The sequence below is a fragment of the Reyranella sp. GW821-FHT14A01 genome, from assembly GCF_058803965.1.
In genome coordinates, this window is record NZ_JBXAPM010000002.1 from 20,702 (window position 1) to 32,701 (window position 12,000).

General features: G+C 67.6%; 14 protein-coding genes. 8 read left to right on the top strand and 6 right to left on the bottom strand.

The features are described 5' to 3' along the window. Nucleotides 1-2: 2 nt before the first annotated feature. Genes AC1ROX_RS03840 through AC1ROX_RS03850 form a run of 3 tightly spaced genes read right to left on the bottom strand, consistent with a single transcriptional unit; the run spans nucleotide 3 to nucleotide 2,264 of the window. A complete protein-coding gene (locus tag AC1ROX_RS03840) occupies nucleotides 3-1,208 on the bottom strand; it encodes a phosphoglycerate kinase (RefSeq protein ID WP_493122580.1) in 1,206 nt (401 codons plus the stop codon). Between the two features lie 28 nt (nucleotides 1,209-1,236). Then, nucleotides 1,237-1,464: a sulfurtransferase TusA family protein gene (locus AC1ROX_RS03845; RefSeq protein WP_493122582.1), complete on the bottom strand. Its 228-nt coding sequence runs from the start codon at nucleotides 1,462-1,464 to the stop codon at nucleotides 1,237-1,239. Next, nucleotides 1,461-2,264, bottom strand: a complete 804-nt coding sequence (locus tag AC1ROX_RS03850) for a M48 family metallopeptidase (RefSeq protein WP_493122584.1) — start codon at nucleotides 2,262-2,264, stop codon at nucleotides 1,461-1,463. The genes AC1ROX_RS03845 and AC1ROX_RS03850 overlap by 4 nt, the downstream gene beginning before the upstream one ends. Nucleotides 2,265-2,362: 98 nt before the next feature. Between AC1ROX_RS03850 and AC1ROX_RS03855 the strand changes: the two genes are divergently transcribed. Then, complete coding sequence (locus AC1ROX_RS03855) at nucleotides 2,363-3,859, top strand: methyltransferase domain-containing protein (protein WP_493122586.1); 1,497 nt, start codon at nucleotides 2,363-2,365, stop codon at nucleotides 3,857-3,859. A 22-nt stretch (nucleotides 3,860-3,881) separates the two neighbouring features. On the opposite strand, the gene hemC is transcribed toward AC1ROX_RS03855, so the two are convergent. Continuing rightward, entirely contained in the window at nucleotides 3,882-4,808 is a 927-nt protein-coding gene (hemC, locus tag AC1ROX_RS03860; protein WP_493122588.1) for a hydroxymethylbilane synthase, read from the bottom strand. A gap of 111 nt (nucleotides 4,809-4,919) precedes the next feature. On the opposite strand from hemC, the gene AC1ROX_RS03865 reads away from it, so the two are divergent. From AC1ROX_RS03865 to AC1ROX_RS03890, 6 genes are read left to right on the top strand one after another with little or no spacing between them, the layout of a single operon-like run. Beyond that, nucleotides 4,920-5,564 (top strand): 2OG-Fe(II) oxygenase family protein, encoded by a 645-nt coding sequence (locus AC1ROX_RS03865; protein ID WP_493122590.1) that lies wholly within the window; start codon nucleotides 4,920-4,922, stop codon nucleotides 5,562-5,564. A 9-nt stretch (nucleotides 5,565-5,573) separates the two neighbouring features. Continuing rightward, nucleotides 5,574-6,611: a tRNA (adenosine(37)-N6)-threonylcarbamoyltransferase complex transferase subunit TsaD gene (tsaD, locus tag AC1ROX_RS03870; protein WP_493122592.1), complete on the top strand. Its 1,038-nt coding sequence runs from the start codon at nucleotides 5,574-5,576 to the stop codon at nucleotides 6,609-6,611. A gap of 9 nt (nucleotides 6,612-6,620) precedes the next feature. Further along, nucleotides 6,621-7,256, top strand: a complete 636-nt coding sequence (locus AC1ROX_RS03875; RefSeq protein WP_493122594.1) for a TIGR02466 family protein — start codon at nucleotides 6,621-6,623, stop codon at nucleotides 7,254-7,256. Then, nucleotides 7,253-8,242 carry an NAD(P)H-dependent glycerol-3-phosphate dehydrogenase gene (locus AC1ROX_RS03880; protein WP_493122596.1) on the top strand — a complete coding sequence of 330 codons (990 nt, stop codon included), beginning with the start codon at nucleotides 7,253-7,255 and terminating at the stop codon, nucleotides 8,240-8,242. The genes AC1ROX_RS03875 and AC1ROX_RS03880 overlap by 4 nt, the downstream gene beginning before the upstream one ends. Before the next feature lie 17 nt (nucleotides 8,243-8,259). Further along, the gene (locus AC1ROX_RS03885; protein WP_493122598.1) at nucleotides 8,260-8,664 is read left to right on the top strand and encodes an EVE domain-containing protein; all 405 of its coding nucleotides are present in this window, start codon (nucleotides 8,260-8,262) and stop codon (nucleotides 8,662-8,664) included. Nucleotides 8,665-8,678: 14 nt separating this feature from the next. Beyond that, entirely contained in the window at nucleotides 8,679-9,539 is an 861-nt protein-coding gene (locus AC1ROX_RS03890; RefSeq protein WP_493122601.1) for a DMT family transporter, read from the top strand. 10 nt (nucleotides 9,540-9,549) lie between these two features. Here the strand turns inward: AC1ROX_RS03890 and AC1ROX_RS03895 are convergent, their stop codons facing one another. Both AC1ROX_RS03895 and AC1ROX_RS03900 read right to left on the bottom strand, forming a co-directional pair. Further along, entirely contained in the window at nucleotides 9,550-10,293 is a 744-nt protein-coding gene (locus tag AC1ROX_RS03895; RefSeq protein WP_425069143.1) for a creatininase family protein, read from the bottom strand. A 77-nt stretch (nucleotides 10,294-10,370) separates the two neighbouring features. Next, the gene (locus AC1ROX_RS03900) at nucleotides 10,371-11,162 is read right to left on the bottom strand and encodes a citrate/2-methylcitrate synthase (RefSeq protein WP_493122603.1); all 792 of its coding nucleotides are present in this window, start codon (nucleotides 11,160-11,162) and stop codon (nucleotides 10,371-10,373) included. Nucleotides 11,163-11,240: 78 nt separating this feature from the next. Here AC1ROX_RS03900 and AC1ROX_RS03905 point away from each other — a divergent pair, with 78 nt between their 5' ends. Further along, nucleotides 11,241-11,999, top strand: a complete 759-nt coding sequence (locus AC1ROX_RS03905) for an IclR family transcriptional regulator (RefSeq protein ID WP_493122605.1) — start codon at nucleotides 11,241-11,243, stop codon at nucleotides 11,997-11,999. Nucleotide 12,000 lies beyond the last annotated feature (1 nt).

The following is a 12,000-nucleotide window of genomic DNA, read 5'->3' on the forward strand; positions in this document are numbered from 1 at the left end:
CGCTACGCCGCCCGTATCAGGGCTGCAACGCCGGGCAGGGTCTTGCCTTCCATCCATTCGAGAAAGGCACCGCCCGCCGTCGAGACGTAGGAGAACTTCTCCTCGACGCCGGCCGCGGCAAGCGCCGCCACCGTGTCGCCGCCGCCGGCCACCGACAGGAGCTTGCCCATGCTGGTGAGCCGCGCCACGTCCTGCGCCAATGCAACGGTGCCGGTGTCGAACGGCTTGATCTCGAAGGCGCCGAGCGGGCCGTTCCACACGACCGTCGAACAGTCGGCGATTTCCTTCTGGTAGAGCGCGATCGACTTCGGGCCGACATCGAGGATCATCTGGTCGTCGGGGCAGGCATCCGCGTCGACGACGAGATGGGCTGCGTTGGCCTTGAATTCGCCCGCCACCATGACGTCGACCGGCAGCAGCACCGTGCACTTGGCGGCCTTGGCCTTCTCCAGGATCTCGAGCGCGGTGGGTGCCAGGTCCTTCTCGCACAGCGACTTGCCGACCTTGATCCCCTGCGCATGCATGAAGGTGTTGGCCATGCCGCCGCCGATGATCAGCTTGTCGACCTTGCCGACGAGATTGCCCAGCAGGTCGAGCTTGGTCGAGACCTTGGCGCCGCCCACAATGGCGCAGACGGGTCGCTTCGGATTGCCCAGCGCCTTGTCGAGTGCCTCGAGCTCCTCCTGCATCAGGCGACCCGCGACGGCCGGCAGGCGGTTGGCGAGGCCCTCGGTCGAGGCGTGCGCGCGATGCGCGGTCGAGAAGGCGTCGTTCACGTAGACGTCGCCCAGCCGCGAGAGCTTGTCGATGAAGCCCGCGTCATTCTTCTCTTCCTCCTTGTGGAACCGCAGGTTCTCCAGGAGGAGCACGTCGCCCGCCTTCATGTTGCGCACGGCGTCCTCGGCCAACGGGCCGACAGAGTCTTCGGCGAAGGCGACGGGCTTGCCGAGCGCCTTCTCCAGCGGCTCGACCAGCGGACGCAGGGTCATTTCCGGCACGCGCATGCCGTCGGGACGGCCGAAATGGCTGAGTACGATCACCTTCGCACCCTTCGATGCCAGCTCCTTGATCGTGGGCGCCGCGCGCTCGATGCGCATCGCATCGGTCACCTTGCCGTTCTTCATCGGCACGTTGAGGTCGACGCGCACCAGCACGCGCTTGCCCGACATGTCCGTGGAATCGATCGTCTTGAAGGTCGTCTGCGGCATGAACTCTCTCTTGTCTGTCGAACGGCCTCTAGCGTTTCCGGATCACGAACACCAGCACCTCGCCCTCGCGGGTCGAGGAGACCAGCTCGTGTCCGGTCTGCCGGCAGAAGGCGGGGAAGTCGGCCTCGGCGGCGGGGTCGGTCGCGCGCACCGTGAGCAGGCCGCCCACGGAAAGTTCGCGCAGCTTGCGGTTGGCGCGCAGCACGGGGAGGGGGCAGAGCAGCCCGGTGGCGTCGTATTCCAGCGTCTCGGTCATCGCGGCTTGTAATACTGCATGGCTTCGGGGAGCCAGCGTCTTATGTCGGCAATGCGCGTCGTGTCGGCAGGGTGCGTGCTGAGCCATTCCGCCTGCTTCTTGCCGGAACTGGCGGCGCGCATGCGCTCCCACAGGCCGATCGCCTCGCGCGGGTCGTAGCCCGCCATCGCCATCAGCACGAGGCCGATCCGGTCGGCCTCCGACTCCTGCGCACGCGACATCGGCAGGATATAGCCCACCGTCGCGCCGGCGCCGACCGCGGCCATCATCGCCGGCAGATAGGTGCGGCTGCGGCCGCTCACCGTCGCCGACAGGGCCACGGCCGCCGCGGCGGTACCGACCGACGCCACCATCTGGTCGCTCATGCGCTCCGCGCCGTGACGGGCCAGCGCGTGCGCGACCTCGTGGGCGAGCACGACGGCCATGCCGGCCTCGGTCTTGGTGATCGGCAGCAGGCCCGTATAGACGACGACCTTGCCGCCGGGCAGGCAGAAGGCGTTCGGCTCGTTCTTGTCGACGGTCTTGAATTCCCAGCGGAAGCGCGGCGCGCGCCACAGTTCCTGCGGCGGGTGCTCGGCGGCGGTGGCGATGCGGCGGCCGACCTTCTCGACCAGGGCGTTGGTCTGCGCATCGCGCGATAGCGGTTCCTTGTTCAGCACCTCGCGATAGGCCTGCAGGCCCATCTCGCGCTCCTCGTTCTCGCTCACCAGCATCATCTGCGAGCGGCCGGACACCGGCGCCGATTCGCACGCAGCGAGCACGGAGGCGACGCCACACAGGATCAGCAGGGGGTGGAGCATGGTGCGCATCGGCTGAAGTCTAGGGGCCGGTTCGGGTGAGGTCGAGCGCGTCGCGACGGGCGTGCTATAGGGTGTCGTCCATCGAACGAAGACCGAGTTTGACCTCCCATCGTTTCTCCACGATCGGCGACGAGCATTTCGCCGCCGGCCGCTTCGACGAAGCCATGTCGGCCTATCGCCAGGCGCTCGGCGTCTCGCCGCGCGACGTCCAGGCGCGCATGGGCCTCGACGCCATCCTCGAACGCGCCCGCACGGCTCAGCCCAACGCGGATCTTCGGGCTCTGTTGCTCGAAGCCTATGCCGACGACGGTGCGAACTGGGACGCGGTGGGCTGGGGCGCCGCCAACCAGCTGGTCGTGGGCTGGCCTGTCGATGGCGCCCTGAAGACTCTCGCCGACGATCGCCTGCTGCACGAGTTCCTGCGCAAATCGCTGAACCGCGATGCCGCGCTCGAGCGCAAGCTGCTCGCGCTGCGCAAGGCCGTGGCGGCCGCCGAACCGTCGCCGAAGGTGGACGAGCTCGTCGCCTCGCTCGCCGAACAGGCCTGGCTCAACGAGTATGTCTGGCCCGACGATACATCGGTCGGCGACGGTCCCGCCGCCGCGATGTTCCGGCCAGCCGCGACGCCGCGCGCCGAGGTGGTCGAGGAACGGCGGCTGCAGGCGGAGATCCCCGAGATCGCGCCCATCACCGACGCGGTCTCGCTGTCGGTGCAGGCGATGTACGAGGCCAATCCCTATCCGCGCTGGACGCATCTCGCGCGCCGGCCGCAGATCGACGTGCGCGCCGCGCTGAGGCGCGACTTCCCGCATGCGACTGAAGTCGACCTCGGCGACGGCCCGCTCGAGGTGCTGATGCCGGGCGCCGGCACCGGCCAGCATCCGCTGACGGTCGCCTCGTCCTATGCGAACGCGCGCGTAACCGGCGTCGATCTCTCGCGGGCCAGTCTCGCCTACGGCAAGCGCATGGCGGCGCAATACGGCGTCGGCAACATAGAATTCCTGCGCGGCGACATCCTCGACCTGCCGAAGCTCGGCCGCACCTTCGACCATGCCGAATGCGTGGGCGTGCTGCATCACATGGCCGATCCCAAAGCGGGCTTGATGGCGATCTCCTCCGTGCTGCGGCCCGGGGCCTTCTTCCGCGTCGGCCTCTACGGCGAGAGCGCCCGCACCTTGGTGGTGAAGGCACGCCGCGACATCGAGATCGCACGCCTGCCGGCGACGCTCGACGGGTTGCGCGAGTTCCGTCGCAAGGTGATGAGCGGCGAATGGCGCCGGCTGCGGGCGCTCACGGAGTGGGAGGATTTCTGGAGCGCGAGCCTCTTGCGCGACCTCTGCTTCCACGTGCAGGAGCATCGCTTCACCATCTCGCGGCTGCGCACCTTCCTCGAAGGCAGCGGCCTGCGCTTCCTTGGCTTCGAGTTCAGCGTCGGCGCGTCGCAGAGCGCGGCGGTGAATGCCGGTCCGCTCGAACTCTACCGCTTGCGCTATCCGACTGAGCGGACCCTGTCCGATCTCGCGCGCTGGGAGCAGCTGGAGCGCGAGAAGTCGAACCTGTTCCCCGGCTACGCGTTCGTCTGTCAGAAAGAATAGTTGGCCGAGCGAAGCTCGGCCTTCAGTCCGCGAAGAAGTCCGGTCCGCCGCGGCGCTTCAGCTCCTCGCCGGCGTCGCGGCCCATGGACTCGGCGTCGGCGGCCGGGCCGCGGCGCTCGGTCTCGATCATTTCCGATCCGTCGGGACGGGCGATCAGCCCGTGCAAATGCAGCTCGCGGCCTGTCACGATTGCGTGACCTGCAATCGGTGTGCGGCATGATCCATCGAGCACGACCAGCATCGCATGCTCGGCGCGCACGCAGACGGCCGTGGGGTCATGATCGATCGCGGCCAGCCATCCACGTGTCCGCGCATCGTCGGCACGCGCTTCGATGCACACCGCGCCCTGGCCGACGGCGGGCAGCATCTCGGCTTCGGGAATCGGCGTGCCAACATTCGTCTTGCCCAGGCGCTTCAGCCCGGCGAGCGCCAGGATCGTTGCCTGCACGGTGCCGGCAGCGCGCTTGGCCAGTCGCGTGTCGACATTGCCGCGCAATGTGACGATCTGAAGATCCGGCCGGCGATGGAGGAGAAGCGCCTTGCGACGCAGCGCCGAAGTGCCGACGATGGCGCCCTGCGGCAATTCGTCGATGCGCGTGATGTCGCCGGCGATCAGCACATCGCGCGCATCTTCGCGGGGCAGGAATGCTGAAATGACGAGGCCGGGCGGCTGTGCCGTCGGCATGTCCTTCATGCTGTGCACGGCGGCGTCGATGCGACCTTGCAGCAGCGCTTCCTCGATTTCCTTGACGAACAGGCCCTTGCCACCGGCTTCGGAGAGCGGCCGGTCCTGAATCACATCGCCTGTGGTCTTGATCGCCACGATCTCGATGGCGCCGGGAGCGGCGAGCGCCGGCACGGATTTGGCCAGGGCGTCGCGAACCAATCCGGTCTGGGTGAGGGCGAGAGGGCTGCCGCGTGTGCCGAGCCGAAGGAGGGGGGCCGTCATGGCGGTGCCCTAGCTTAGATCGCGCTGCCACGCTAGTACGAGGGGCTACTGGCGGATCGAGTACCGCCGCCCGATATGTCAAATCAGTTACCTCGTTTGGCCGCCCCTTCCATGAGTTTCGAGATCATCCCGCTGTTCGCGACACCCTTGCTGGTTGTCGAAGTTCCGAATGCGGAAACCCTGAATGCCGAGCTGCGCCAGAAGATCGAGGAGCGTGAGAAGTCGCATCCCAGCGAGCAGCACTCCAATCAGGGCGGCTGGCAGTCGAGCTGGGACATGGATCGATGGGGCGGTGCACCCGCGCTGAAGTTGCTGGCAATCGGCCGAAACGCGGCCAACAAGGCGACGACCGATCGCAAGGGCACGGCCGGCACCGGCCCCCACCCCGGTTACTTTGCCGTAACATGGGCGGCGAACATGTGGGCGAACATCAACCGCAGCGGCGCCGGCAACGAGGTCCATTCGCATCCCGGTGCCTACTGGTCCGGCGTCTACTATGTCGACGATGGCGGCATCGCCGAGGATGCTTCGTTGGGCGGCGAGCTGGAGTTCCTCGATCCCCGGGGTCCGGGACCGATCATGTATGCGCCGCATCTCGGGTTTGCGATGCAGGGCGGCCTCTCGGGCGGCGTCAACGAGATGGTCCGGCCCAAAGCCGGCGTGCTCCTGATGTTTCCGTCGTGGCTGCTCCATCAGGTGCGGCCCTATCGTGGCACGGCCGAACGCATCTCCATCGCGTTCAACCTCAGCCTCTAGGCGTCGCGTATGCGCGTGCTGGGTATCGAGACGAGCTGCGACGAGACGGCCGTCGCCGTGATCGAGGCGCCGGCGGGAACGCAGCCGGTCGGCCGCATCCTGTCGAACACCGTCTACAGCCAGCTCACCGAGCATCGCCGCTTCGGCGGCGTGGTCCCCGAGATCGCCGCACGTGCGCATCTCGAGCGCATCGACGGATTGGTGGCGCAGGCGCTTGATGAAGCAAGCCTTGGCCTGGCCGATCTCGACGGCATCGCCGCGACTGGCGGACCCGGCCTGATCGGTGGCGTGATGGTGGGCGTGATGACGGCAAAGGCGCTGGCCTTCGCGCACGACAAGCCCTTCATCGCGGTCAATCATCTCGAAGGTCACGCGCTGTCCGTGCGGCTGACCGAGCCCGTCGCGTTCCCCTACCTGCTGCTGCTCGTGTCGGGCGGCCATTGCCAGCTGCTCACCGTGCGCGGTCCGGGCGACTTCACGCGGTTGGGGACCACCATCGACGACGCCGCGGGCGAATGCTTCGACAAGACCGCCAAGCTGCTGGGCCTCGGCTTTCCCGGCGGGCCCGCGGTCGAGAGGGCGGCCCATGGCGGCGACCCGCGCCGCTTCGCGCTGCCGCGGCCGATGTGGCGCAAGCCCGGCTGCGACTTCTCCTTCTCCGGCCTCAAGACCGCCGTGCGCCAGACGGTCGAGAAGTTGCCGCCCGGCGATGCGCAGGCCATCGCCGATCTCTGCGCCTCCTTCCAGCGCACGGTGGGCGATGTCTTTGCCGACCGTTGCGCCAATGCGTTGGCGCTCGCGCCCTCGTCGACACTCGTCGTCGCGGGCGGCGTCGCGGCCAACGTCTATCTGCGCGGACGGCTGGAAGAAGTCGCGGCGTCGCACGGCGCCAAGCTGGTCGCGCCGCCGGTCAGGCTCTGCACCGACAACGGTGCGATGATCGCCTGGGCCGGCGCCGAGCGGCTGCGCCTCGGCCAGGTCGATGCGCTCGATTTTCGTCCCCGGCCGCGCTGGCCGCTCGATCCCGCCGCCGCCAATCGCGTGTAGAGTGTCGCCATGAGCAACGCCCCGCTCGCCTTCGAGACCGTCGCGGCCTTCCCGACACCGATCCTCGTCGTGGATCTTCCCGACGGGGCGCAGCTCAATGCCGGGCTGATGCCGGCGCTGCTGAAGCGCGAGACCGAACAGCCCAGCAAGTCGCACAGCACCCTGGGCGGCTGGCAGTCGACCTGGGATGTCGACAAATGGGCGGGGGTCCCGGCGATCAAGCTGCTGGCGATCGCCCGCAACATCGCCAACCGCAGCACGACCGACCGCGCCGGCAATCCGGTCTCGATCGCGTGGCAGGCCAATATGTGGGCCAACATCAACCGCAGCGGCCACGGCAACGAATTCCATTCCCATCCCGGCAGCTACTGGTCGGGCGTCTACTATGTCGACGACGGCGGCATCTCGGCCGATCCGTCGCTGGGCGGCGAGCTCGAGTTCATGGATCCACGCGGACCGGCGCCGGCGATGTATGCGCCTCATCTCGCCTTCGCCCTGCCCGGTGGCCTGTCGGTCGGCACCAACCAGACGATCGTGCCGAAGGCGGGACGGCTGGTGATGTTTCCGGCCTGGGTGCTGCACCAGGTGCGGCCCTATCGCGGCACGGCGCAGCGCATCTCCATCGCCTTCAATCTCAGCCTGTGACGGCGATCGCGCATATCGGCGTCGTCGGCGGCGGCGCCTTCGGGACGGCGCTCGCTTGTCTCGGCCGGCGCGCGGGCCGCAGGGTCACCCTGTGGTCGCGCGACCGCAGCGTGTCGGCCGCCATTGCGCGGGATCGTCGCAACGAGATCTATCTGCCGGGGCAATCGCTCGATGCCGGCATCGAGGCCGCGACGGACCTCGCCGAGCTCGCCACCTGCGACGTGATCCTGCTCGTTTGTCCCGCCCAGGCCGTGCGCACCCTGGCACGCGACCTGCCGGGAACCGCCCCCATCGTGATCTGCGCCAAGGGCATCGAGGCGACGACCGGCCTGCTGATGCCCGAGGTGCTGGCCGAAGTGCTGCCGGGCCGGGCCGTCGCCATGCTGTCGGGCCCGAGCTTCGCGGAGGAGGCGGTGCAGGGCCTGCCCACCGCGGTCAGCATCGCCACCGGCGATGCAGCGCTTGGCCGCGATCTCGCCGCCGCGCTCGCCGCCGGCATGTTCCGGCCCTACTGGACCGACGATGTGGTGGGTGTCTCGCTGGGCGGCGCGGTGAAGAACGTGCTGGCCATCGCGGCCGGCATCGTCGAGGGACGCGGACTCGGCCACAACGCCGCCGCCGCGCTCATCACCCGCGGCTTCGCCGAGATGGCGCGGCTCGGCCTCGCCATGGGCGCCAATCTCGAAACGCTGACGGGCCTGAGCGGGCTCGGCGATCTTGTGCTCACCTGCCACGGGCCGTTGTCGCGCAACCGTTCGCTCGGCGCCGCGCTCGGCAAGGGTACGTCGCTCGAGGCCTACATGCGGGGACGGCGGCAGGTGGTCGAGGGCGCGGCGACGGCGCCGGCCGTTCTCGAGCGCGCCGCGAAGCTTGGCATCGAAATGCCGATTTGCACCGCCGTCGATGCTATCCTGCATCACGGCGCGGGCCTCGACGAGGCGATCCGTGCGTTGCTGGCGCGACCGTTGCGGCGCGAAGGCGAATAAAAGGGTGGGGGAGTGAAATGGCTTATTGGCTCATCAAGTCCGAGCCGTCGGCATATTCGTGGGAGCAGTTCGTCAAGGACAAGAAGACGTCCTGGACCGGCGTGCGCAATGCCCAGGCCGCGATCAATCTCAAGGCGATGAAGCCCGGCGACCACTGCTTCTTCTACCATTCCAACGAGGGCAAGGAGATCGTCGGCATCGCCGAGGTCGTGAAGGCGGCCTACCCCGATCCCACCGACAAGGACGGCAAGGCCGTCACCGTCGATGTGAAGGCGCTGGGCCCCGTGAACACGCCGGTGACCCTGGCGGCGATCAAGGCCGATCCGAAACTCAAGGATTTCGGGCTGGTGCGCCAGTCGCGCCTCTCGGTCGTGCCGGTCTCCGCCGAGCAGTGGAAGCTCATCGAAAAGATGGCCAGGTAAGAAACAGCTCCATCATGGTCGACAATACCCGCGGCATCGTGGCGATGCTGGCGTCGGTCGTCGTCTTCATCTTCAACGATGCGCTGATCAAGCTGGCGGCCGAGACCGTGCCGTCGGTCCAGGCGATCGGCGTGCGCGGCCTCTTCGCGACCCTCTGGTGCGGGCTGGCGCTGCTGGCGACGGGCGCCTGGCGCAAGATCTCCTACGCGGTCCATCCCAAGGTGCTGCTGCGCGGCGGGCTGGAAGCAGCGGCGGCCATCATCTACCTGGTCGCGCTGTTCCAGATTCCCTTCGCCATCGCCACCGCCGTCAACCTCTCGACGCCGCTCATCCTGACTGTGCTCGCGGTCCTGATCCTGAAGGAGAATGTGCGCTGGCGGCGCTGGACGGCGGTCGGCGTGGGTTTCGTGGGCGTGCTCCTGGTCATCCAGCCACGACCAGGCGACATCAACGGCTGGACCTGGGTGGCGCTCACCGGAACCTTCCTCGGCGCCTTTCGCGATGTCATTGCCCGCCATCTGCCGCCGGCCGTGCCGACGCTCGTCGTGTCCTTCACCACGGCGATCACCGTCGCCGTCGTCGGTTGCGCCTGGGCCCTCGTCGAGGGCTGGCAGCCGATCGATGCGCGGGGATTGGGCTACATCGTCGCCTCGTCGCTGCTGCTGGCGATCGGCTACCAGTTCCTCGTGATCGCACTGCGCTCGGGCGGCGAGATCTCGGTCATGGGATCGTTCCGCTATTCCTCGATCCTGTGGGCGCTCGCCATCGGCTATGGGGTGTGGGGCGAGGTCCCCAACACCCTGGCGCTCTTCGGCATCGCCGTGATCGTGGGATCAGGCCTCTACATCCTGCATCGCGAGCGGGTGCCGCGTTAGCGAGCCACCCCTATCTTGCTACCCAAGCCTCGTAGTCGCGCGCCACGTCCTCGACCGCCTGGTCGTAGAAGCGCTTGCCGTGCTCGGGTGTCGCCTGGCTCGGGTCGGAGCCGATGCGGCCATCCGGGAAGGCGCGGCGATAGTCCTCGGAGTCGGCGAAGGAGCCGTTCGGCGCGATGCGCGGCTCGAGCACGCGGCGGTCCATCGTCTCGGGATATTTGTACCAGGTCAGTGCCACTTCCGACGCCGTGGCGTGGCTGCCTTCACCGGTCGGATAGAGTTCGGAACTGAGCCGCTTGATGCCCGGGCTGTCCCACCAGTTGCGAAGGGCGCACTTGATCGAGGGCTGGTTGCTCATGCGCTCCATCGAGCGCTCGGCATAGATTTCGGAGAAGGCCGCGGTCACCGTGGCGATGTTGCCGCCGTGGCCGTTCACGAAGAAGAAGCGCGTGAAGCCGTGCTTGGCCAGCGACAGCACGTTGTCGCGCACGACGGCGATCAGGGTCGTGGGCTTGAGCGTGATCGAGCCCGCGAAGTCGAGGTGATGCTGGGCCATGCCGACGGAGATGGTCGGCGCCACCAGCGCCCCCACCTTCTCGCCGACGCCGCGGCCCACCATCTCGGCGGTCAGCGCATCGGTGCCGATCAGGCCGGTCGGGCCGTGCTGCTCGGTCGAGCCGATCGGGATGATGATGCCGGTCTTGGTCTTGAGATAGTCCTCGACGAACTGCCAGGTCTTGAGTTGAAGCTGCACGAACGAACTCCTGCGGGGGGATTACCTTGCTCCCCGCAGGATGCGTCGCTTCGTGCAGCGAGACAAGGACGCCGCGGTCAGCCGCGCGAGTAGTGAATCTGCTCCTCGCGCAGGTGGCGCCACTGCGTGTCCTGGTCGGTCTCTTCCAGGTAGTGCGCGGTCATGCTGACGGTGCGCGGCATGATGATGAACAGGCGGGCCGCCCGCCACGGAATGCCCATGTCGAGGATCAGGGCCGCAGCGACCCCGTCAAGGTTGAGCGGCACCGACGCACCCTTGTTCGTGCGGATCCTGCCTTCGAGCATCGTCGCGAGTTTGCAGTAGGTGCTGAAGACGCCTTCCTTTCGCGCGATATCGAGCAGCATCGGCGAACGCGGATCGCGGGCATGGAGCGGAATGCCGAAGCCGGGGAGGCGGGCGCCGCGCGCCTTCGTCTCCGCGATCATGTCGTCGGCGATTTTTTCCAGCAGCGCGTCGTCGATGGTTTTCGACTTGGCGGCCTCGGTGACGCGCTCGAACATGTGCTGGGCCAGCCACTCGCCGGCACCGCCCATCTTGTCGCCGAAGCTGATGACGCCGCCACCAATGGCAGCCTGCAGGGACGTTCCGTAGGACGCGAAGCAGCGCGCGATCATCGAGGGTGGCGACAGGCCATGCTCCATCGAGGCGACGAGCAGCGCATCGAGCACCTTGCCCTGACCGGGCTCGGGCAGGCGACCCATCAGCAGCAGGTAGGTCATCTCGGCGAAGCTGGCGCGGCCGACCAGTTCGGACAGCGAGCGGCCCCGGACTTCGATCTCCTCCTCGCGCTCGTTGCTGCGGATCTCCGAGATCTGCGTTTCCCATTGCGACATGTCGCGAGCCGCCATTCGCCACCTTCCCTTGTTGCTGAACGCTCGTTCAGGTATACGCATGATCGTTCATATATGTAAACTTCGGGAAGTTCATTGGCCGTCAAGAGCGCACAGCGCGTGCTCGACATCCTGCAGATGTTCGCTGCCGATCCGACGCCCGCTCCGCTGGGCGAGATCGCGCGCATCCTGAAGCTGCCCAAGTCGAGCTGTCTCGCCTTGCTGCAGACGCTGGAAGGCAGCGGCTATCTCTACCAGCTGCGCGGCGGCCACTATTACCCGACGACGCGCTGGCTCGCCGACGCCACGCAGATCAGCAACCGCGACCAGGTGCTGAAGCGCGTCCGGCCGGTCCTGGAGGCGCTGCGCGACGAGACCGGCGAGACATTGCTCTTCGCAAAGCGCGTCGGCGTTCAGGCACTCTATCTCGACATCGTCGAGTCGCGGCAGATCACGCGCTACACCGCCGAGGTCGGCCAGACCAAGCCGTTGCATTGCAGCGCGTCGGGACATGCCCTGCTGGGCGGCATGGAGGTCGCCGAGCGCGAGACGTTGATCCGCCGTCTTCCGATGCAGAAGCTGACCGATCACACCGTCGTCGACCGCAAGGCTCTTAGTGCGCGCATCGCGGCCTCGGCCGAGCGCGGCTGGTTCCATTCTCTGCGCGAATACCATCCGGAGACCGCGGCCGTCGGCGTGCCGGTGCGAATCGACGGCGATGTCTATGCGGTGCTGGTCGCAGCACCCCATCAGCGGCTCGGCAAGTCGATGGCCAAGGCGGGGGCGAAGCTCATTGCCGCGACCCGGCCGCTCGACGATGCCGCGGCCACCAACAATGGAAAACGGAGGAAGTAGA